Below are 19,929 nucleotides of genomic sequence, written 5' to 3' on the forward strand. Positions count from 1 at the left end.
CAAGCCCGAGCACCAAACACAACCACCACCACAAACACATAGGCGTCGGGCCCCGCCCCCCCTACCCGGGCGCCCGCGGGCCTCGCCGTATACGTTCGTCCGCTGCGCGGTCAGCCCTTCGCGGCCTTCTTCTCCTCCGCGTCCTGAATAACCGCCTCCGCCACCTGCTGCATCGACATCCGACGATCCATCGACGTCTTCTGAATCCACCGGAACGCCGCCGGCTCCGTCAACCCGTACTCCGTCTGCAGAATCGACTTCGCACGGTCGACGAGCTTCCGCGTCTCCAGCCGAAGAGTGAGGTCCGCGACCTCCTTCTCCAACTCCTTCAACTCGTTGAACCGCGAGACAGCCATCTCGATCGCCGGAACGACATCACTCTTGCTGAACGGCTTCACCAGATACGCCATCGCACCCGCGTCCCTCGCCCGCTCCACCAGGTCACGCTGCGAGAACGCCGTCAACATCAACACCGGGGCGATACGCTCCTCGGCGATCTTCTCGGCTGCGGAGATCCCATCGAGCTTCGGCATCTTCACATCGAGAATCACCAGGTCGGGCTGGTGCTCACGGGCCAGCTCGATCGCCTGCTCGCCGTCACCGGCCTCGCCTACGACGCTGTAGCCCTCCTCTTCGAGCATCTCCTTCAGGTCGAGGCGGATCAGCGCCTCGTCCTCGGCGATGACGACGCGGGTCGTCAGCGGAGGCACGTGCGACTTGTCGTCTTCGGATGCGTCGAGAGGCTGGGGCGACTCGGGGGCGGTCACGTGGGCTCCTTGTTGCGGGGCAGGGGTGCTGCTGACAAGAGGGTACCTAGCTGCGGTAAGGTGGGGGCACGGCGGGTGACCGCCAACCTTCTTTTTAGAGGAAGCCTCGGTAGTCCAGCGGAAGAGACACGGTGCTCAAACCACCGACAGCGTGGGTTCGAATCCCACCCGGGGCACTTTTCCTTAGATTCCAAGATCACCAATAAAGCGGAGTTCCACGTTCGCGTGGATCTCCGCTTTTTGCTGCGCGCGGCGGCGATCAGTAACACAGAGTGGTCGCATGAACTTTCACGGCACTGAAGTGCGACAGAAGGCCGTCACGCTGCTGCGCGAGGGTGCGAAGAACGCGGACGTAGCACGCAAGCTCAACGTTCCGCTTGGCACGATCGGGTACTGGAAGCACATGGACCGTGCCAAGCGCGGAGAGTGTCCCGGTGCCCACAACCCAGCTTGCCCACGATGCGACGGCCGCCCTTTGGACCCAGCCGTGTACTCGTATCTGCTGGGTCAGTACCTCGGGGACGGCCATATCAGCCAGTACTCGCACCACCGCGTGCCGAGCCTCATGATCACCTGCGCAGACGCGTGGCCAGGAATCGCCAACGAGACAGAGGCAGCGATGCGAGTGGTCTTCCCAGACAATGGCGTGCACCGACTCCAGCGCATCGGATGCCAGAACATCAAGGTCTACTCAAAGCACCTGACCTGCCTGTTCCCTCAGCATGGTCCCGGCAGGAAACACGAGCGCCGGATCATTCTCGAACCCTGGCAGCAGGACATCGTGGACGCCCACCCCTGGGAGTTCATCCGTGGCCTCATCCACTCCGACGGTTGCCGCATCACCAACTGGACCACCCGCCTAGTCGGAGGTGAGCGCAAGCGTTACGAGTACCCCCGGTACTTCTTCACCAACGTGTCCGATGACATCCGGCAGCTGTACACCGACACCCTCGACAAAGTCGGCATCGAGTGGACGCGCTGCACCCGCGACGGCAACCCGTACAACATCTCCGTCGCCAAGAAAGCATCCGTCGCCCTACTCGACACCCACGTAGGCCCCAAGTACTAACCCCCACCCCCTACTTCGGCCCGTCATCCTCCCCAATGTGATGCACCCTCACCATGTTCGTCGTCCCCGCAACCCCCGGCGGTGAGCCGGCGGTGATGACCACCACGTCGCCCTTCTTGCAGCGGCCGTACTTCAGCAGCAGCTCATCCACCTGGTCGACCATCGCGTCCGTCGAGTCCACACGCGGCCCCAGGAAGGTCTCGACGCCCCAGGTCAGGCTGAGTTGGGAGCGGGTTGCCGGTTCGGGGGTGAAGGCGAGCAGCGGGATGGGTGAGCGGTAGCGGGAGAGGCGGCGGGCGGTGTCGCCGGATTGGGAGAGGGCGACCAGGTACTTCGCTCCCAGGAAGTCGCCGATCTCTGCTGCCGCTCGGGCTACGGCGCCGCCTTGTGTGCGGGGTTTGTTGTGTTCGGTCAGAGGGGGGAGGCCCTTGGAGAGCATGTCCTCCTCCGCCGCCTTCACGATCTTCGCCATGGTGCGGACCGTTTCGACGGGGTATTTCCCGACGCTCGTCTCGCCGGACAGCATGACGGCGTCGGTGCCGTCCAGTACCGCGTTCGCGACGTCGCTTGCCTCGGCCCTCGTCGGGCGGGAGTTGTCGATCATCGAGTCGAGCATCTGGGTTGCGACGATGACGGGCTTGGCGTTGCGTTTGGCGAGCTTGATCGCTCGTTTCTGGACCATCGGGACCTGTTCCAGGGGCATCTCCACCCCCAGGTCTCCGCGGGCGATCATGATGCCGTCGAAGGCGGCGACGATGTCGGCGATGGCGTCGACCGCCTGCGGTTTCTCGATCTTGGCGATGACGGGGAGCCTTCGGCCTTCCTCGTCCATGATGCGGTGGACGTCCTCGATGTCCCGGCCGGAACGGACGAACGACAGGGCGATGATGTCGAAGCCCATGCGCAGGGCCCAGCGGAGGTCTTCCTCGTCCTTCTTCGACAGGGCGGGGACGGACACGGCCACCCCTGGCAGGTTCAGGCCTTTGTGGTCGGAGATCACGCCGCCTTCGATGACCTTGGTGTGGACTCGGGGGCCGTCGACGGCGGTGACTTCGAGGGTGACTTTGCCGTCGTCGACGAGGATGCGTTCGCCGGGCGTGACGTCAGCGGCCAGGCCCGGGTGCGTCGTGCCGCACATCTCGCCGTCGCCCTCGACGCCCTCCTCCACGGTGATGGTGAAGGTGTCGTCGCGTTCGAGGAGTACGGGGCCTTCGGTGAAGTGGCCGAGGCGGATCTTGGGGCCTTGGAGGTCGGCGAGTATGCCGACGCTGCGGCCGGTTTCGTCGGCTGCTTTGCGGACGTGGTGGTAGCGCTCCTCGTGTTCGGCGTGGGAGCCGTGGCTGAGGTTGAAGCGGGCCACGTCCATGCCGGCGTCGACCAGGGTTTTGATCTGGTCGTATGTGTCGGTGGCGGGTCCGAGGGTGCAGACGATCTTCGCTCGGCGCATGTTTCGACCTTATGACTTACCCGTTGGTAGCGGTTTGGTGGGGCGTGACTACTCAACGACCTTTGCATTAAGGGGAGTTGACAAGGTGTGAGGAACTGTCGGAACTGTCCCTCGTGGTTTTACAGCTGTGGTGGTCGCATGGTGAAGCGTGCGTTGACGGTGGCGTAGACGCGTTGGCGTTGGGGTTCGAGGTCGAGGGCGGCGGGGGTGTCCTCGGTTGCGGCGGACATGGTGCGCATGATGCCGCCGGGGGCGGCGGGGCGGAGGGGTTGGGGGGCGGCTTCGGCGCCGATGTCGGCGAGTTCGACGAGGGCCGCGAGGGTGGTGCCGAGTGCTTCGGCGTATTCCTTGGCGCGTTGTACGGCTTCCTTCACGGCCTTTTGGCGGACTTGTTTGTATGCGGGTGAGTTGGGGCGGAGTGACCACCAGGGGCCGTCTACTCGTGTGAGGTCGAGGTCGGCGAGGCGGGTCGTCAGTTCGCCCATGGCTGTGAAGTCGGTGAGTTCGGCGTGGATGTGGACTCTGCCGTGGTAGGCGTGGATGCGTTCGCCTCTGCTCTTCTCTTTGAGTTGGGGGGTGAGGGAGAAGGCGCCTGTCTCTACTCGTTCCACTGCTTCGCCGTAGGTCTTGATGAGGTCGAGGACGGTGGTGTTGCGGCGGGTGAGGTCGTCGAGGGCGGTGCGGCGGTCTTTGCCGCGGGCGAGGACGGTGATGCCGATGCGGGCGATTTCGGGGTCGACTTCGAGGCGGGCTTCGCCGCGGACGGCGATGCGGGGTGCGTCGGGGGTGCCGTAGGGGACGGCGGGTGTTTGGGGGTCTTCTGGTGCGGTGGTCATACGTCCCACTCTGTCACTGGTGATCGGGTGGTGGGGGTGTGGCTGGTCATCAGATCGAAACCTGTGGGGGGTGTTGTGTGGGGACGGGTGCGGGTCAGAATCTACGCGCGTCGTTGTGTGGTGTGGGTTTTGTCCGCACTCGTCTACGCGCGTTGCGATGTCGTTCGTTCCCTCCTAGGAGTTCCTGTCATGGCCTTGAATCGTCGGAAGTTTCTGAAGAAGTCCGCTGTGACCGGTGCGGGGGTGGCGGTCGCCGGTGCGGGGGTGGCGCCGAGCGCGCAGGCGGCCGAGGTGTCGGGGGGTAAGAGTGGTCGGAAGGGCCCGAAGCGGTACAGGTTCACCGTGATGGGGACGACGGATCTGCATGGGAATGTCTTCAACTGGGACTATTTCACGGACAAGGAGTTCGACGACAGGGCGCACAACGACGTTGGTCTGGCGAAGATTTCCACGTTGGTGAATCAGGTCCGTGAGGAGAGGGGGCGTCGTAACACGCTGCTGATCGATGCCGGTGACACTATTCAGGGCACGCAGCTGTCGTATTACTACGCGAAGGTGGACCCGATCACCGCCAAGGGTGGTCCGGTGCATCCGATGGCGCAGGCGATGAATGCGATCGACTATGACGCGGCCGCGCTCGGCAACCACGAGTTCAATTACGGTATTCCGGTGCTGCGGAAGTTTGAGGAGCAGTGCCGTTTTCCGCTGCTGGGCGCGAACGCGTTGGATGCGAAGACGTTGCGGCCCGCTTTTCCGCCGTTCAGTATGCATCGGTTGCGGACGCCGTTCGGTCGTGATGTGAAGGTGGCGGTGCTGGGGCTCACCAACCCGGGTATCGCGATCTGGGACAAGGCGAATGTGCAGGGGAAGATGACGTTCCCGGGTTTGGAGGAGCAGGCGGCGAAGTGGGTGCCGAAGTTGCGGTCGATGGGGGCGGATGTCGTCATCGTGTCGGCGCACAGTGGTTCGTCGGGGACGTCGTCGTACGGTGATCAGTTGCCGTATGTCGAGAATGCGGCGGGGCTTGTGGCCGAGCAGGTTCCGGGGATCGACGCGATTCTGGTGGGGCATGCGCATACGGAGATCGCCGAGTATTTCGTGGCCAACAAGGAGACCGGTGAGCAGGTGGTTCTGTCGGAGCCGCTGAAGTGGGGGCAGCGGTTGACGTTGTTCGACTTCGAGATGGTGTGGAGCAAGGGCTGCTGGAAGGTCGAGAAGGTTGGTGCGCAGGTTCTCAACTCCAATGCGGTGGAGGAGGACCCGGAGATCGTGAAGTTGTTGGCGGACGAGCACGAGAAGGTGGTGGCGTACGTCAATCAGGTGATCGGTACGAATGCTTCCGAGATGACGTCGGTGGAGGCGCCGTACAAGGATGTCGCGATCATCGATCTGATCAATCATATTCAGGCGGACACGGTGAAGCAGGCGTTGTCCTCCACCGAGTATGCGTCGTTGCCGGTGTTGTCGCAGGCTGCGGCGTTCTCGCGGAGCGCGGTGATTCCGGCGGGGAATGTGACCATCCGCGATGTGGCCGGTCTGTATGTGTTCGAGAACACGCTGGAGGCGCGGCTGATGACGGGTGCGCAGATGAAGGCGTACTTGGAGTATTCGGCGAATTATTTCGTGCAGACGGCGGCCGACGCGGTGATCGATCCGGCGAAGCTGACGAACGCGGGCGGTACGCCGGATTACAACTACGACGCGGTGAGCGGTCTGTCGTATGAGATCGATATCGCGAAGCCGGCGGGGTCGCGTGTCACGAATGTGCGGTTCGAGGGTGTGGCGTTGGCTGATGACGAGAAGTTTGTGTTCGCGGTGAACAACTACCGGGCCAACGGCGGGGGTAATTTCCCGTTTGTCGCCGCGGCCCCGTTGTTGTGGTCGAATTCGGATGAGATCCGTAACACGATGATCGCGTGGGTGAAGGCGAAGGGTTCGATCGATTCGGCGGAGTTCGCGTCGGTGGACTGGAAGTTGACGCGGGACGGTACGCCCGTGTTCTAGAGGGTCAGTAGGGAGAGGTCGACGGCGTCGGCGATGGCTTTCGCGCCGGCGTCGTTGACGTGGAGGCCGTCGCCGCTGTTGTAGTGGTCGCGGATTCTGGTGGGTTGGTCGGGGTCCGCGACGGCTGTGGCGATGTCGATGATGGCGTCGAAGGGGTGGTCGGTGCCGAGGAGCCAGGTGTTGACGTCGGCGCGTATGGCTTGGCCTTCGTCGGTGTCGTAGCCGGGGTAGACGGTGCCGGCGTAGGGGCCGATGGTGGAGCCGATGACGGTGAGGCCGGCGGTGTGGAGGCGGTCGGCGAGGGTGGTCAGGCCGTCGATCAGGTCGGTGGCGGTGGGGAGTTTGCCTGGTTCGGGGAAGGCGATGGCGCCGGGGAGGCCGAGGTCGTTGAGGCCGGTGTGGATGATGACGTGGGTGGCGCCGGGGATGGTGAGGACGTCGCGTTCGACGCGGTCGAGGAGGTGGGCGCCGATCTCGTCGGTGAGGAGTCGGTTGCCGGAGATGCCGGGGGCGACGATCCAGCCGTTGGTGAGGCGGCGGTCGAGTTGGGCGGGGAAGCTGCTGCCGGTGCCGGGGGTGGTGGCCATGCCTTCGATCCAGGAGTCTCCGAAGGCGATGGCGATGCGGGTGTGTTCGGGGGCGAGGACGTCGATGCCGGTGATGAGGTGGCTGGTGATCAGTTCTTCTGATTCGTCGAGGGTTTCGGCGGTGAGCTGGTTGCCGGGGACGGCGTGGCCGATGTCGTAGGGGATGGCGGAGTAGGTGGTGAGGCCGGTGTCGTCGGGGAGGTAGAGGCTGAGGGCGAGTTCCTGGCCTGCGGTGATGGGGTGGTGGATGGGGTCGGTGGTGATGTCTTCGCCTGGTGGGATGGTGATGGTTTCGGCGCCGTCGAAGAGCAGGGGGGTGTCGGTGTGGGGGTCGATGCCGCTGCGTTCGGTGCGGTGGGCGAGGTGGGCGCCGCCGATGTGGAGGGGGGTGGTGCCGTAGCGGTTGCTGAGGTGGATGCGGAGGGCGTTGCCGCCGCCTGCGGGGCGGATGGTTTGGCGGACGGTCTGGTTGGTGAAGCCTCGGACTTCGAAGAGTTTGAAGGCTTCGTGGGGGTTGATGACGGCGGAGCGGTGGGCGGCGATCCAGGTGGTGGGTGTCTGGTCTGCGCTGCCGGTGTTGTCTGTGCGGGTGCTGGTCATGGCGGAAAGGTAGGCAGTTTTTTTGCAGCCGTCACCACTCTTGCCTTACTTCTTTGCCTTTCAATTACCTGACGTCGGCGAGTGGCGTCAGTGGGGTGGCCGGCTTCTCCTGGCGGGCGTGCGGGATGCGTGGCTGTGGGGTGAGGCCGAAGCTGGTGAAGGCGGTGCGGCCGGGGAGGGGGTAGGGCTCCTTGCCGGTGAGGGTGTTGAGGATGGTGGCGCTGCGCCAGGCGGCGAGGCCGAGGTCGGGGGTGCCGACGCCGTGGGTGTGCAGTTCGGCGTTCTGGACGTAGACGTGGCAGCCGGCGGCGGTGACGGACGGGTCGAGGATCATGCGGAACTGTTCGTCGACGCGGGGGCGTTCGCGGCTGTCGCGGCGGATGTAGGGGTCGAGGCCGGCGAGGACGCGGTCGAGGGGGCGTTCGCGGTAGCCGGTGGCGAGGACGACGGCGTCGGTGGTGAGGCGGGAGCGGGTGCCCTGTTCGCTGTGTTCGAGGTGGAGTTCGACCTTGGTGGTGGCGAGTCGGCCGGCGGTGCGGACGTGGACGCCGGGAGTGAGGGTGGCGTCGGGCCAGCCGCCGTCGAGGGTGCGGCGGTAGAGCTCGTCGTGGATGGCGGCGATGGTGTCGGCGCCGATGCCCTTGTGGAGCTGCCACTGGGCGGCGACGAGGCGGTCCCGGGTGGATTCGGTGAGGGCGTGGAAGTAGCGGGTGTAGTCGGGGGTGAAGTGCTCAAGCCCGAGCTTGGAGTACTCCATGGGGGCGAAGGCTTCCGTGCGGCCCAGCCAGTGCAGTCCTTCGCGTCCCGCGGGTCTGTGGCGGAGCAGGTCGAGGAAGACCTCGGCGCCGGACTGGCCGGCGCCGATGACGGTGACGTGTCCGGCGGTGCGGAGGCGGTCGCGTTCGCGGAGGTAGTCGGCGGCGTGGATGACGGGGACGCCGGGTGCTTCGACGAGGGGCTTGAGGGGTTCGGGGACGTACGGTTCGGTGCCGACGCCGAGGACCACGTTCCGCGCGTAGGTACGGCCCAGTGTTTCGGCCTCTCCGTCCGCGCCGAGTTGGGTGTGGTCGATCTCGAACAGGTCGCGTTCGGGGTTCCAGCGGACCGAGTCGACCTGGTGGCCGAAGCGCAGTCCGGGCAGGCTCTCGCTGACCCAGCGGCAGTAGGCGTCGTACTCGGTGCGCTGGATGTGGAAGCGCTCGGCGAAGTAGAAGGGGAACAGTCGGTCGCGGGTGCGCAGATAGTTCAGGAAGGACCAGGGGCTGGCGGGGTCGGCGAGGGTCACCAGGTCGGCGAGGAAGGGCACTTGGATGGTGCTGCCCTCGATGAGGAGACCGGGGTGCCAGTCGAAGCCGGGGCGCTGTTCGTAGAAGACGGTGTCGAGTTCGGCGAGTGGGTGGGCGAGGGCGGCGAGGGAGAGGTTGGCGGGGCCGATGCCGACGCCGACGAGGTCGCGGGGGGCCTCGGGTGCGGGGTGGGCGGGGTCGTCGGCGGGTGTGCTGGGCGTGCTCATGTGGGGGTGTTTCCTTCTGGGAGTGCGGAGGGTTCCGCGCGTTCTACGAGCTTGAGGAGGGCGGCGAGGTCATCCGGGCGGGTGTGTGGGTTCAGCAGGGTGACCTTGAGCCAGAGGCGGCCGTCGGCGGTGGCCCGGCCTATGACGGCGCGGCCGTCGCGCAGGAGTTGTCGGCGTACGGCGGCCACGGTGTCGTCACAGGCTCCGGTGGGCCGGAACAGGACGGTGCTGATGGTGGGCCGGTCGTGGAGGTCGAAGCCGGGGTGGGCGTGGATGAGCGCGGCGAACTCCTGGGCGAGGTCGCAGACGTGGTCGACGAGGGCGCCGAGTCCGTTGCGGCCGAGGGTTTTGAGGGTGACGGCGATCTTGAGGATGTCGGGGCGGCGGGTGGTGCGCAGGGAGCGGCCGAGGAGGTCGGGGAGGCCGGCTTCGGTGTCGTCGTCGGCGTTGAGGTAGTCCGCGCGGTGGTCCAGTGCGGTGAGGTCGCCTGTGTCGCGTACGGCGAGGAGGCCGGCGGCGACCGGTTGCCAGCCGAGTTTGTGCAGGTCGAGGGTGACCGTGTGGGCGCGGTCGAGGCCGTTCAGGAGGGGGCGGCGGCGGTCGGTGAGGAGGAGGGCTCCGCCGTAGGCCGCGTCGATGTGGAGGCGGGCGCCGTGGGCCTGGCAGAGGTCGGCGATGTCGGGGAGCGGGTCGATGAGGCCGGCGTCGGTGGTGCCGGCGGTGGCCGCGACGAGGGCGGTGCGGCCGTGGAGCCGGGTGAGGGCGTCGTCGAGGGCGGCGGGGTCCAGGGTGCCGGAGGGGGCGGGGACCGTGAGGGGTTCGGGGAGGCCGAGCAGCCAGGCGGCGCGGGCGAGGGAGTGGTGGGCGTTGGCTCCGTGGATCAGCTGTGTGCCCGGGTGGGCTTCTCGGGCGAGGAGGACGGCGAGTTGGTTGGACTCGGTGCCGCCGGTGGTGACCAGGGCGGTCCCTGCGGGGGCGTGGGCGCCGTGGATTTCCTTGGCCAGGGCCTGGGTGACGAGGGCTTCCAGGGCGGAGGCCGCCGGGGCCTGGTCCCAGGAGTCCAGGGAGGGGTTCAGGACGGTGGCGGCGAGGTCGGCCGCGGCGGCCACCGCGAGGGGTGGGGTGTGGAGGTGGGCCGCGCAGAGGGGGTCGGCGGGGTCGGCCGAGCCTGCGGCGAGGGCGTGGACGAGGCGGTGGAGGGCGTCGGGGTCGCCCTCCGTGGGGAGGGGGTCGCCGAGGGCGTCCCGGATCTGGGCGGCGACGCGCTCCGGGCCGCCGGTGGGGAGGGGGCCGCCCCTCGTCTTCGCGCCGGCGCGCAGGGCTTGGAGGACTGTGTCCAGCAAGGGGGGTAGCGCGCCGGGGCCTTGGGGGGCCGAGGCGAGGGGTGGGGTGGGCATGGGGTCCTCCGGAGCGCGGGGAACCCCATCTTGTACGCCAATTGGGTAGTGAGACCCGAAAATACCGTCAATTACAACCGAAAGAGGGTACGGGGGCGCTCCGCTGGGAGAGCCGGATTGGCGCCGTTGAACCTAGGGCGAGTTGCAGGGTGCGGGTTGTACGTGGCTGGTCGCGCAGTTCCCCGCGCCCCCTTTGAGGCCTTCGGCCTCAGGGAAGCGGCCCCCCGGCCACAGAGGAAGGCCCCCGGTCGTCAGGCTCCCTGGGCCTCCCTCACCCTCAACGCGCGGCCCAGGTCGTCCAGTTGGTCCACCAACTTGCGGTGGAGGGACGGGATCGGGGCGGACTCGTTCAGGCAGCGTTCGCCTGCCTTGAGGGTTTCCGGGGTGACCGCGTGGGACGGGAACGCCCAGCGGCCGGCCGCGTCCGCGATGGCGGGGCCCCGGCGGGCGGCCAGCGACACCGCGTCCGACCAGTAGCGGTCGACGTACTCGCCCAGCAGATCGGCCTGTTCGGGCTGCCAGAAGCCCTGGGCGGTGGCGGTGAAGAGGTAGTTGGAGAGGGTGTCGGTGGTGAACATGGACTCCCATGCCTGGCGTTTGGCCTCGGGGTCGGGGAGGGCGGCGCGGCAGCGGGCGGCGCCTTCCTGGCCGGTGGCGCTGGGGTCGCGTTCGAGTTCGGCGGCGATCTCGTCGGCGTCGATCGCTCCGAGTACGGCGAGGCGGCCGAGGACGCGCCAGCGCAGTTCGGGGTCGAGTTCGGGGCCGCCGGGGACGGTGCCGTCGGCGAGCCAGGCGGCGATGGTCTCGGGGTGGGCGGCGACGTCGATGAAGTGGCGTACGGCGGTCAGGCGCAGGCCGGGGTTGTCGCCGTCCTCGGTGCGGCGGATGAGGTCGCGGCACAGGGAGGTGAGGGTGGCGAGGCCGGCGGGGCGCTGTTCGGGGGTGAGGTAGCGGTCGGCGACCTGGGTGGTGGCGAAGCCGAGGACGCCTTGGACGATGGCGAGGTCGGTCTCGCGGGGGAGGTGGGTGCGGGCGGCGTCGAGGTAGGCGGTGGGCGACATCGGGGGTTCGGGGTTGGTCGCCCGGGTGGCGCTGCCGCCGTCCGTGGTTCCCTGGGTGGCGCTGCCGCCGTCCGTGGTTCCCTGGGTGGCGCTGCCGCCGTCGCGTACGGCGTCGCGGAGGGCGTTCCAGACGACGGCTCGGGTGAGCGGGGTGGGCAGGCCGGAGAGGCTTTCGGTGACGGTGGTGAAGGAGTCGGGGTCGAAGCGGATCTTGGCGTAGGTGAGGTCGCCGTCGTTGAGGAGGATCAGTGCGGGGCGTTTGCCGATGGGGTGTTCGGTGGTCTGGGGGATGTCGAGGTCGAGGCCGGTGCGGAGGGTGAGGTGGCCCTGGTCGTCGGCGAGGTCCTGGTCGTAGATGCCGACGGTGATGTGGTGGGGGCGGCTGCCGGTGTGGTCGACGGTGAGGGTGTGGGTGCCGTCGGGGGTGCGGGTGATCTTGGGGGTGAGGGTGTCGACTCCGGTGGTGCGCAGCCAGGCGTCGGCCCAGGCGTGGACGTCGCGGTCGGTGGCGCCGGCGAGGTTGTCGATGAAGTCGGCGAGGGTGGCGTTGCCGAAGCGGTGGCGGGTGAAGTGGGCGTTGATGCCGTCGAGGAAGTCCTTCTCGCCGAGCCAGGCGACGAGTTGGCGTAGGGCGGAGGCGCCCTTGGCGTAGGAGATGCCGTCGAAGTTGAGGAGGGCGGCGGCGGTGTCGTCGACGGCCTCGGGGGCGACGGGGTGGGTGGAGGGGCGCTGGTCGGCGTCGTAGCCCCAGGCCTTGCGGGCGATGCCGAAGTCGACCCAGGTGTCCTCGAAGTGGGTGGCTTCGGTGAGGGTCTGGTAGCCCATGTACTCGGCGAAGGACTCGTTCAGCCAGATGTCGTCCCACCACTTGAGGGTGACGAGGTCGCCGAACCACATGTGGGCCATCTCGTGGGCGATGACCATGGCGCGGGTCTGGCGTTCGACGTCGGTGACGGCGGAGCGGTAGACGAACTCGTCGCGGAAGGTGACGAGTCCGGGGTTCTCCATGGCGCCGGCGTTGAACTCGGGGACGAAGGCCTGGTCGTAGGAGTCGAAGGGGTACGGCTCCTTGAACTTCTCGTGGTAGCGGTCGAAGCAGGCGCGGGTGATGTCGAGGAGTTCGTCGGCGTCGGTGTCGAGGTGGGGGGCGAGGGAGCGGCGGCAGTGGATGCCGAAGGGCAGGCCCCGGTGTTCGGTGCGGACGGAGTGCCAGGGGCCGGCGGCGACGGCGACGAGGTAGGTGGAGATCGGTGGGGTGGTGGCGGCGCGCCAACTGCCGTCGTCCTGGCGTTCGGTGATGCCGTTGGCGAGGACGGTCCAGCCTTGCGGGGCGGTGACGGTGAGGTCGAAGGCGGCCTTGAGGTCGGGTTGGTCGAAGGCGGCGAAGACGCGCTGGACGTCGTCCATGAAGAGTTGGGTGTAGACGTATGTCTCGCCGTCGGTGGGGTCGGTGAAGCGGTGCATGCCCTCGCCGGTGCGGGAGTAGCGCATGGCGGCGTCGACGCGTAGTTCGTGTTCGCCCGGGGTGAGGCCCTTGAGGGGGAGGCGGTTGTCGTCGAGGGTCTCGGGGTCGAGGGGGTGGCCGTCGAGGGTGAGGGAGCGCAGTTCGGCGGGCTTGAGTTCGACGAAGGTGTCCGCGGCCTTCTTCTTTCCCCGCACGGTGAAGCGGATGACGGTGAGGGAGTCGAACGTCTCGTCGCCACGCGTGAGGTCGAGGGTGATCTCGTAGTGGTGGACGTCGAGGAGCTTGGCACGGGTCTGCGCTTCGTCGCGCGTCAGTACGGACATGGGGGACATGCTGCCTGATGCCCAGGAGCCGGGACAGGGGCGGGCCGGGTACGCGACCTATGTCCGGTAGTGCGCCCCCGCCGCCCGGTCGTTCAGGTCTTGCGCGGGGTCGTTGAGGCCTTCTCGTTGGGTGGGTACGCGATGGTCGTCGTCGTGCCTGACGTGGTCGTCGTCCGCGTGCTTCTCGTGATGGCCCTCGTGCTTCTCGTGATGGCCCTCGTGCTTCTCGTGATGGTCCTCGCGTTCCTGGTGGTCGTCCGCGCGTTCCTCGTGGCTGTCGATTCGCTCCTCGTGGTGGTCCTCGTGGTGTTTGAGGCGGGCGCGGAGGGTGGTGTTCTCGTGTTCGAGGGCGTGGGCGCGTTCGTGGGCGTCGTAGAGGTAGCGGACCTTGGTGCGCAGGGACCAGGGGTCGATGGGTTTCATGACGAGGTCGGCGACGCCGAGGTGGAAGGCGGCGGAGGTGAGGTCGGCGTCGGGGCCGAAGCCGGTGAGGAGGATGACGGGGATGTGCCGGGTCTGCTCCACCTTGCGCATGTAGCGGACGACGTCGAGGCCGCTGACGCCGGGCATGCGCACATCGAGGAGGAGCAGGCCGACCTGGCCGCGCAGGACTTCCTTGAGGGCCGCGTCGCCGCTGGTGGCGCGGGTGAGGCGGTAGCCCAGCGGGGCCAGGGCGCTCTCCAGGGCGTACAGCGTGTCCTCATGGTCGTCGACGATGAGGATCTTGGCTTCCGACGGCATGGCGGATGTCCCCTCGCTCGGGCCGTCGGACCGTGTTCGGCGGCCCGGACCCGAGTCCATCACTGCGTGTATTCGGGTTCTGACGAAGAGTGCTCACGCAGGATGCCCTGTGCCGGCCGCCGTGTCACTCCCCGGCGCCGGTCGCCGTGCGTGTGGTGCCGTTGAGGGCGTCGTCCGCGATGCGTTCATGGTGGCGGATCACTTCAGCGATGATGAAATTGAGGAGTTTCTCCGCGAATGCCGGGTCGAGTTTGGCGCTTTCGGCGAGGCCTCGGAGTCGGCTGATCTGGTGGGCCTCGCGGGCCGGGTCGGCGGCGGGGAGTTGGTGGCGGGCCTTGAGGTGGCCGACGCGCTGGGTGCACTTGAAGCGTTCGGCGAGCATGTGGACCACGGCCGCGTCGATGTTGTCGATGCTGTCCCGCAGCCGGGCGAGCTCGGCCCGGACGTCTTCGTCGATCCCGCCGACCGCGGGCCCGCGATCGGTCCCTTCGGCAGCGGCCGCGCTGTTCGCCTCGTTGGTGTCGCTGGTGGTCATGGTCGTCACCCTACGGTGAGGTGGTGGGCCGATCATCGTGCGGAACCGGCATGTGGACAGGGGGCGGGGGCGGTGAGGGACGGCTTTCGGTGGGCCCGTCGGTATGCCCGTGGGTCGGCTTAGAGTGGAACGTATCGGCGTCTTTGGGGGTGCGGACGTGGCGAACGGCGGACCTGTCGAGCACGGATACCCGCACCTGGACACCGTGCGGGCGTCGATCACCGCGCTGTACAAGCGGCTCTCGTACGACACGATCCGGACCTTCGACACCAGCGTGGCCCCGGTCGACGTGGCGTTCTGCGACATCGACGATCTCCATCTGGGCGCCCAGCGGGTGGCGCGTGAGCTGGTGCGGCACTATCGGCTGCCGGACGCGCGGATGATCGTCGGGTTCCGTGAGATGACCCATGCGGCGAACGTCGAACTGGCCGCCGGGCCCGAGTACTTCATCGAACTCAACGACCGGTTCCGCACCCATCGCCGGGACATCGGCGCGGCCCTCGCCCACGAGATCATGCATGTGTATCTGCACCGCCTCGGGCTGTCCTTCCCCGGCACCCGGGACAACGAGATCCTCACGGACACGGCGGCGACCTACCTCGGCGCCGGGTGGCTGCTCCTCGACGCCTTTCGGGAGGACGGGGCGTCGTCGCAGAAGCTGGGGTATCTGACGCCGGAGGAGTTCGGGTATGTGCTGGCGAAGCGGGCGCTGGTGTTCGGGGAGGACCCCTCCGTGTGGTTCACGAGTCCGCAGGCGTACTCCGCGTATACGGAGGGGCGGGTGCGGGCTCGGCGGGATGAGCAGCAGCCGCCGCTGACCGGTGCGGGGTGGGCGGGGCGGCGGAGGTATGCGCGGGATCGGCGCCATGCGGAGGGCCTGCGGCCGGCTCAGCCGATGTCGGGGGTGCCCGGGGGTTCCGGGGGTTCCGGGGTGTCGTATGCGTTCACTCCTGATGAGCGGGGGCAGCCGTTGCGGGTGTCGTTTTCTTGTCCTACCTGTCATCAGAGGATTCGGGTGCCGGTTCGGGGGCGGGTGCGGGCTCGGTGTGGGTTGTGTCGGACTGTTTTGGAGTGCGATACGTAGGTTTTTTGGGGGGCGCGAGAGGGGTGGGGTGGGATCGTGCGTTGGCGGGTGCGGGTTTGTGGGGGCTTGTCGCGCCCACGCGGCGGAGCCGCAAATCGACACAGCCCCGCGCCCCTTAAAAGCAAGGGGTGCCGCCTTGGTTATGAGCGCGGCCAACGCACAGCCACCCCCCGGAGTACCGCACTCGGGCGGGCCCCCTAAGCCATCGCTCACCCGGCCCCGTACACCGCCCCCGGCGGCTCTGCCTCCGACAAAAGTTTCAGGGTTGTCTCTCCTGCCTCCCTCGGGGTCCAGCGGGTGCCCTTGTCTGTGGTGGGGCCCCTGTGCCAGCCCTCCATGACCGTGATGCGGCCCGCTTCCGCTTCGAAGACCCGGCCGGTTACTCCCTGGCTCGCGGTGGAGCCGAGCCAGACGACCAGGGGGGAGACGTTCTCGGGGGCCATCGCGTCGAAGCCCTTGTCCGGGGCGGTCATCGTGGCGGCGAAGGTCCGCTCCGTCATACGGGTGCGGGCGGCCGGGGCTATCGCGTTGACCTGGACGCCGTAGCGCTGGAGTTCGGCGGCGGCGACGAGGGTCAGCGCCACGATGCCCGCCTTGGCCGCGCTGTAGTTGACCTGGCCGACGGAGCCCAGGAGGCCGGCTCCGCTGCTGGTGTTGACCACCCTGGCCGTGGGGACGCGGCCGGCCTTGGCCTGCGTCCTCCAGTGGGCGGCGGCGTGCTTCAGCGGCAGGAAGTGACCCTTGAGGTGGACGCGGACGACCGCGTCCCAGTCGTCCTCTTCGAGGTTGACGAGCATGCGGTCGCGGAGGAAGCCGGCGTTGTTGACGAGGGTGTCGAGACGGCCGTAGGTGTCGAGTGCGGTGCGGACGAGGGACGCGGCGCCCTCGGTCGTCGCCACGTCGCCGCCGTGGGCCACGGCGGAACCCCCGGCCGCGCGGATCTCCTCCACGACCTGCGCCGCCGGGCTGTCGGCGTCGGGCGTACCGTCCAGTCCCACGCCCAGGTCGTTGACGACGACTCGGGCGCCCTCGGCGGCGTACGCGAGCGCATGCGCGCGTCCCAGCCCGCGCCCGGCGCCGGTCACCACCACCACGCGCCCCTCACAGAGCCGCTGCGCACTCATGCCGGTTCCCCTTTTCGCTTCGTCGGGTTCATGTCCGGGTTCGGTGTCGGGTTCATGTGCTGCCGATCTCCCTGTTGACCGTCGCCTGGTCGAGGAACGCCGGTCGTTCGCCGCCGCCGTGGACGAGCAGGGAGGCGCCGGTGATGTACGCCGCCGCGTCGGAGGCCAGGAAGAGAGCGGCGGAGGCGACATCGGAGGGGGTGGCGAGGCGGCCGAGGGGGACCGTGCGGGATACGGCGGCGATGCCGGCCTCGTCGCCGTAGTGGAGATGGGCCAGCTCCGTGTGGACCATGCCGAGCACCAGCGTGTTGACGCGGACCTCCGGGGCCCATTCCACGGCCATGGAGCGGGCCAGGTGAGCGAGACCCGCCTTGGCCGCGCCGTACGCCGCCGAGCCGGGTGAGGGTCGGCTGCCGCTGACGCTGCCGATCATCACGATGGCGCCCCTGGCCCTCCGTAAGTGCTCATGGGCGGCGAGGGAGACGGTCAGCGGAGCGATGAGATTGAGCTCGACGACCCGGGCATGGCGCCGGGCTTCGGCCATGGCCACCGCTCCCCCATCAGGCATGGCCGCCGCTCCCCCATCAGCCATGGCCTCGGCTCCCCCACCCAGCAACCGATACGGCGTCCCGCCCACGTTGTTCACCAGCACATCCACCCTCGGCAGGGCGTCGAACAGTCCCTGCACGGCGTCGGGGTCGCGGACGTCGGCCGGTATGAATTCGGTGCCCTTGATCGGGGTCTCGGGTGCGCGGCGGGCGCAGATGACGACCTCGGCGCCCGCTTCGACGAAGGCGTGGGCGATGCCGGCGCCGATGCCGCGTGTGCCGCCGGTGATGACGGCGAGCTTCCCGTCGAGCTCCATCCGCTGCTACCTTCCACCCAAGAGACGTACCTAACAAACGTTAGGTGGAAGGTAGCTGATGCTGCTATGGGTGTCTCCACCTCATCCCCCGAAAAGGGGATTTCCGTTGTCACGGTTGACTTTCCGCCGGTGAACGCGCTGCCGGTGCGCGGCTGGTTCGAGCTGGCCGAGGCGGTGCGCGGTGCGGGCCGTGACCCCGCGGTGCGGTGTGTGGTGCTGACGGCCGAGGGGCGGGGCTTCAACGCGGGCGTGGACATCAAGGAGATCCAGTCGGCCGGACCGAGCGCGCTGATCGGGGCCAACCACGGCTGTGCGGAGGCGTTCGCCGCGGTGTACGAGTGCGAGGTGCCGGTGGTGGCCGCCGTGCACGGCTTCTGTCTGGGCGGCGGGATCGGGCTGGTCGGCAACGCGGACGCCATCGTGGCGAGCGACGACGCCACGTTCGGACTGCCGGAGCTGGACCGGGGCGCGCTCGGCGCGGCGACCCATCTGGCGCGGCTGGTGCCCCACCATCTGATGCGCGCCCTCTACTACACCTCCCGTACGGCGACCGCGGCCGAGTTGCGTGCGCACGGCTCGGTGTGGCGGGTCGTACCGCGTGCCGGACTACGGGAATCGGCCCTGGAGTTGGCGCGGGAGATCGCCGCCAAGGACGGGCGGCTGATCCGGCTGGCCAAGGCCGCGATCAACGGCATCGACCCCGTCGACGTCCGCCGCAGCTACCGCTTCGAACAGGGTTTCACCTTCGAGGCCAACCTCAGCGGAGTCGCCGACGAGGTCCGCGACACCTTCGGCAAGTCACGTGGGACGGGCAGCGCACGTGGGACGGGAAGCGGGGGTACGGATGGGTGACAAGACGATGACCGCCGACGAGGCCGTGTCCCGGCTGGCCAGCGGTATGACGCTCGGCATCGGCGGCTGGGGCTCGCGCCGCAAACCCATGGCCCTGGTGCGAGCGCTGCTCCGTACCGGGATCACCGATCTCACCGTGGTCTCGTACGGCGGCCCCGACGTCGGCATGCTGGCCGCCGCCGGACGCGTACGAAAGCTGGTCGCCGCCTTCGCCACCCTCGACTCGGTCCCCCTCGAACCCCACTTCCGCGCGGCTCGCGAGCGGGGGGCGTTCGAGCTGATGGAGGTCGACGAGGCGATGTTCATGTGGGGGCTGCACGCGGCGGCGAACCGGCTGTCGTTCATGCCGGTACGCGCGGGCATCGGCTCGGACGTCATGCGCGTCAACCCCGGGCTGCGGACCGTCACCTCCCCGTACGACGACGGGGAGACCTACGTCGCCATGCCCGCTCTCCGTCTGGACGCGGCGTTCGTGCATGTCAACCGGGCCGACCGGCTGGGCAACGGCCAGTATCTGGGGCCGGACCCGTACTTCGACGACCTGTTCTGCGAGGCGGCCGACACCGCGTATGTGTCGTGCGAACGGCTCGTCGACACCATCGGCGCGGCGGAGGTGACCAAGGAAGGCCCACCCCAGTCGCTGCTCATCAAGCGCCACACCGTGACGGGAGTCGTGGAGGCACCCAACGGCGCGCACTTCACCTCGTGCGCCCCCGATCAGTCCCGCGACGAGGTCTTCCAGAAGCACTACGCGACCACACCGTGGGCCGACTTCGCCGAACGGTTCCTGAGGGGCGACGAAGAGACCTACCAGGAGGCAGTGCGGAGCTGGCACACAGAGCGCGAGGAGCCCCTTTCATGACCACACCGCCCCCCGTCGCGCCGCCCACCCGCGCCGAGTACTGCGTGCTCGCCTGTGCCGAGGCCTGGCGCGGTGCCGGGGAGATCCTCGCCAGCCCCATGGGGCTCATCCCCTCCCTCGGTGCGCGCCTCGCCCGGCGCACCTTCGCGCCCGACCTGCTGCTCACCGACGGCGAGGCCACGCTCGTCGGGCTCGACGGAACACCGGAGGGCTGGCTGCCGTACCGTCAGCACCTCGCCCTCGTCACGAGCGGCCGGCGGCACGTGATGATGGGGGCGAGCCAGATCGACCGCTACGGCAACCAGAACATCTCGTGCATCGGCGACTGGTCGCGGCCCAAACGGCAGTTGCTCGGTGTGCGCGGCGCCCCCGTCAACTCCATGAACCACCCCACCAGTTACTGGGTGCCGAAGCACTCCCGGCGGGTCTTCGTGGAGCGCGTCGACATGGTGTGCGGGGTGGGGTACGACCGCGCGGCCGAGCATCCGGTGACCGCGCGCTTCCACCATCTCCCGCGCGTCGTGTCCGACCTCGGTGTGTTCGACTTCGCCACCCCGGACCACTCGATGCGGCTGGCCTCGCTGCACCCGGGCGTCACGGTCGAGCAGGTGCGCGAGGCAACCGGCTTCGCACTCGCCGTCCCGGACGAGGTGCCGTACACCCGTGAACCGGCCCCGGAAGAGCTGCGCCTGATCCGCGAGGTCATCGACCCGCGCACCACACGCGCGCGTGAGGTCGCCGGTTGACGGTGGCAGAGCGCCTGTCCCAAGGGCAGGACCGACAGAGGGGAAGTCACC

The 19,929-nt window shown here is 68.3% G+C and carries 16 protein-coding genes, 1 tRNA gene and 1 pseudogene; 7 read left to right on the top strand and 11 right to left on the bottom strand.

Features of this window, described 5'->3' with window-relative positions; genetic code table 11:
- Nucleotides 1-110 precede the first annotated feature (110 nt).
- A complete protein-coding gene (locus tag ACWD4G_RS17210) occupies nt 111-767 on the bottom strand; it encodes an ANTAR domain-containing response regulator (RefSeq protein WP_451294095.1) in 657 nt (218 codons plus the stop codon).
- 103 nt (nt 768-870) lie between these two features.
- Here ACWD4G_RS17210 and ACWD4G_RS17215 point away from each other — a divergent pair.
- Both ACWD4G_RS17215 and ACWD4G_RS17220 read left to right on the top strand, forming a co-directional pair.
- Nucleotides 871-943, top strand: a tRNA-Leu gene (locus ACWD4G_RS17215).
- A 104-nt stretch (nt 944-1,047) separates the two neighbouring features.
- The gene (locus ACWD4G_RS17220; RefSeq protein ID WP_451294097.1) at nt 1,048-1,836 is read left to right on the top strand and encodes a helix-turn-helix domain-containing protein; all 789 of its coding nucleotides are present in this window, start codon (nt 1,048-1,050) and stop codon (nt 1,834-1,836) included.
- Between the two features lie 10 nt (nt 1,837-1,846).
- Here ACWD4G_RS17220 and pyk read toward each other — a convergent pair whose 3' ends face one another.
- Together pyk and ACWD4G_RS17230 are read right to left on the bottom strand one after the other, a co-directional pair.
- Nucleotides 1,847-3,283, bottom strand: a complete 1,437-nt coding sequence (gene pyk / locus ACWD4G_RS17225) for a pyruvate kinase (protein ID WP_451294099.1) — start codon at nt 3,281-3,283, stop codon at nt 1,847-1,849.
- Between the two features lie 119 nt (nt 3,284-3,402).
- Nucleotides 3,403-4,119 carry an SIMPL domain-containing protein gene (locus ACWD4G_RS17230; protein WP_451294101.1) on the bottom strand — a complete coding sequence of 239 codons (717 nt, stop codon included), beginning with the start codon at nt 4,117-4,119 and terminating at the stop codon, nt 3,403-3,405.
- A gap of 189 nt (nt 4,120-4,308) precedes the next feature.
- Here ACWD4G_RS17230 and ACWD4G_RS17235 point away from each other — a divergent pair, with 189 nt between their 5' ends.
- Complete coding sequence (locus tag ACWD4G_RS17235) at nt 4,309-6,123, top strand: bifunctional metallophosphatase/5'-nucleotidase (RefSeq protein ID WP_451294103.1); 1,815 nt, start codon at nt 4,309-4,311, stop codon at nt 6,121-6,123.
- Here ACWD4G_RS17235 and ACWD4G_RS17240 read toward each other — a convergent pair.
- The 6 genes and pseudogenes from ACWD4G_RS17240 to ACWD4G_RS17265 all read right to left on the bottom strand — a co-directional run bounded on the left by ACWD4G_RS17240 (nt 6,120) and on the right by ACWD4G_RS17265 (nt 14,345).
- The gene (locus ACWD4G_RS17240; RefSeq protein WP_451294105.1) at nt 6,120-7,310 is read right to left on the bottom strand and encodes a GDSL-type esterase/lipase family protein; all 1,191 of its coding nucleotides are present in this window, start codon (nt 7,308-7,310) and stop codon (nt 6,120-6,122) included. The two genes, ACWD4G_RS17235 and ACWD4G_RS17240, sit on opposite strands and share 4 nt — an antisense overlap.
- 64 nt (nt 7,311-7,374) lie before the next feature.
- A complete protein-coding gene (locus tag ACWD4G_RS17245; RefSeq protein WP_451294107.1) occupies nt 7,375-8,823 on the bottom strand; it encodes a lysine N(6)-hydroxylase/L-ornithine N(5)-oxygenase family protein in 1,449 nt (482 codons plus the stop codon).
- On the bottom strand, nt 8,820-10,220 hold the full coding sequence (locus ACWD4G_RS17250; RefSeq protein WP_451294109.1) for a pyridoxal phosphate-dependent decarboxylase family protein: 1,401 nt from the start codon (nt 10,218-10,220) through the stop codon (nt 8,820-8,822). Before ACWD4G_RS17250 ends, ACWD4G_RS17245 begins: the two co-directional genes overlap by 4 nt.
- Nucleotides 10,221-10,471: 251 nt before the next feature.
- Nucleotides 10,472-13,078 carry an aminopeptidase N gene (gene pepN / locus ACWD4G_RS17255; protein WP_451294111.1) on the bottom strand — a complete coding sequence of 869 codons (2,607 nt, stop codon included), beginning with the start codon at nt 13,076-13,078 and terminating at the stop codon, nt 10,472-10,474.
- A gap of 288 nt (nt 13,079-13,366) precedes the next feature.
- Nucleotides 13,367-13,810 (bottom strand): annotated as a pseudogene (locus tag ACWD4G_RS17260) (response regulator); the annotation flags it as partial.
- Between the two features lie 124 nt (nt 13,811-13,934).
- Nucleotides 13,935-14,345 (bottom strand): chorismate mutase, encoded by a 411-nt coding sequence (locus tag ACWD4G_RS17265; protein WP_451294113.1) that lies wholly within the window; start codon nt 14,343-14,345, stop codon nt 13,935-13,937.
- Nucleotides 14,346-14,502: 157 nt separating this feature from the next.
- On the opposite strand from ACWD4G_RS17265, the gene ACWD4G_RS17270 reads away from it, so the two are divergent.
- Entirely contained in the window at nt 14,503-15,429 is a 927-nt protein-coding gene (locus ACWD4G_RS17270) for a hypothetical protein (RefSeq protein ID WP_451294115.1), read from the top strand.
- 209 nt (nt 15,430-15,638) lie between these two features.
- On the opposite strand, the gene ACWD4G_RS17275 is transcribed toward ACWD4G_RS17270, so the two are convergent.
- Both ACWD4G_RS17275 and ACWD4G_RS17280 read right to left on the bottom strand, forming a co-directional pair.
- The gene (locus tag ACWD4G_RS17275; protein WP_451294117.1) at nt 15,639-16,553 is read right to left on the bottom strand and encodes an SDR family oxidoreductase; all 915 of its coding nucleotides are present in this window, start codon (nt 16,551-16,553) and stop codon (nt 15,639-15,641) included.
- A gap of 52 nt (nt 16,554-16,605) precedes the next feature.
- Nucleotides 16,606-17,418, bottom strand: a complete 813-nt coding sequence (locus ACWD4G_RS17280; protein ID WP_451294119.1) for an SDR family oxidoreductase — start codon at nt 17,416-17,418, stop codon at nt 16,606-16,608.
- Nucleotides 17,419-17,484: 66 nt separating this feature from the next.
- On the opposite strand from ACWD4G_RS17280, the gene ACWD4G_RS17285 reads away from it, so the two are divergent.
- From ACWD4G_RS17285 to ACWD4G_RS17295, 3 genes are read left to right on the top strand one after another with little or no spacing between them, the layout of a single operon-like run.
- Nucleotides 17,485-18,270, top strand: a complete 786-nt coding sequence (locus tag ACWD4G_RS17285) for an enoyl-CoA hydratase family protein (RefSeq protein WP_451294121.1) — start codon at nt 17,485-17,487, stop codon at nt 18,268-18,270.
- Nucleotides 18,263-19,132, top strand: coding sequence for a CoA transferase subunit A (locus ACWD4G_RS17290; RefSeq protein ID WP_451294123.1), 870 nt, complete (start codon nt 18,263-18,265; stop codon nt 19,130-19,132). The genes ACWD4G_RS17285 and ACWD4G_RS17290 overlap by 8 nt, the downstream gene beginning before the upstream one ends.
- Complete coding sequence (locus tag ACWD4G_RS17295) at nt 19,129-19,878, top strand: CoA-transferase subunit beta (RefSeq protein ID WP_451294125.1); 750 nt, start codon at nt 19,129-19,131, stop codon at nt 19,876-19,878. The genes ACWD4G_RS17290 and ACWD4G_RS17295 overlap by 4 nt, the downstream gene beginning before the upstream one ends.
- The last annotated feature ends 51 nt before the right edge of the window (nt 19,879-19,929 follow it).

This window comes from Streptomyces sp. NPDC002643 (assembly GCF_053592555.1).

Bases quoted from the DNA above. Each gene is read 5' to 3' on its own strand.
- ACWD4G_RS17220 (WP_451294097.1), top strand. From the start codon at position 1,048: ATGAACTTTCACGGCACTGAAGTGCGACAGAAGGCCGTCACGCTGCTG.
- pyk (WP_451294099.1), bottom strand. From the start codon at position 3,283: ATGCGCCGAGCGAAGATCGTCTGCACCCTCGGACCCGCCACCGACACA.
- ACWD4G_RS17230 (WP_451294101.1), bottom strand. From the start codon at position 4,119: ATGACCACCGCACCAGAAGACCCCCAAACACCCGCCGTCCCCTACGGC.
- ACWD4G_RS17235 (WP_451294103.1), top strand. From the start codon at position 4,309: ATGGCCTTGAATCGTCGGAAGTTTCTGAAGAAGTCCGCTGTGACCGGT.
- ACWD4G_RS17240 (WP_451294105.1), bottom strand. From the start codon at position 7,310: ATGACCAGCACCCGCACAGACAACACCGGCAGCGCAGACCAGACACCC.
- ACWD4G_RS17245 (WP_451294107.1), bottom strand. From the start codon at position 8,823: ATGAGCACGCCCAGCACACCCGCCGACGACCCCGCCCACCCCGCACCC.
- ACWD4G_RS17250 (WP_451294109.1), bottom strand. From the start codon at position 10,220: ATGCCCACCCCACCCCTCGCCTCGGCCCCCCAAGGCCCCGGCGCGCTA.
- pepN (WP_451294111.1), bottom strand. From the start codon at position 13,078: ATGTCCCCCATGTCCGTACTGACGCGCGACGAAGCGCAGACCCGTGCC.
- ACWD4G_RS17265 (WP_451294113.1), bottom strand. From the start codon at position 14,345: ATGACCACCAGCGACACCAACGAGGCGAACAGCGCGGCCGCTGCCGAA.
- ACWD4G_RS17275 (WP_451294117.1), bottom strand. From the start codon at position 16,553: ATGAGTGCGCAGCGGCTCTGTGAGGGGCGCGTGGTGGTGGTGACCGGC.
- ACWD4G_RS17280 (WP_451294119.1), bottom strand. From the start codon at position 17,418: ATGGAGCTCGACGGGAAGCTCGCCGTCATCACCGGCGGCACACGCGGC.
- ACWD4G_RS17285 (WP_451294121.1), top strand. From the start codon at position 17,485: ATGGGTGTCTCCACCTCATCCCCCGAAAAGGGGATTTCCGTTGTCACG.
- ACWD4G_RS17290 (WP_451294123.1), top strand. From the start codon at position 18,263: ATGGGTGACAAGACGATGACCGCCGACGAGGCCGTGTCCCGGCTGGCC.
- ACWD4G_RS17295 (WP_451294125.1), top strand. From the start codon at position 19,129: ATGACCACACCGCCCCCCGTCGCGCCGCCCACCCGCGCCGAGTACTGC.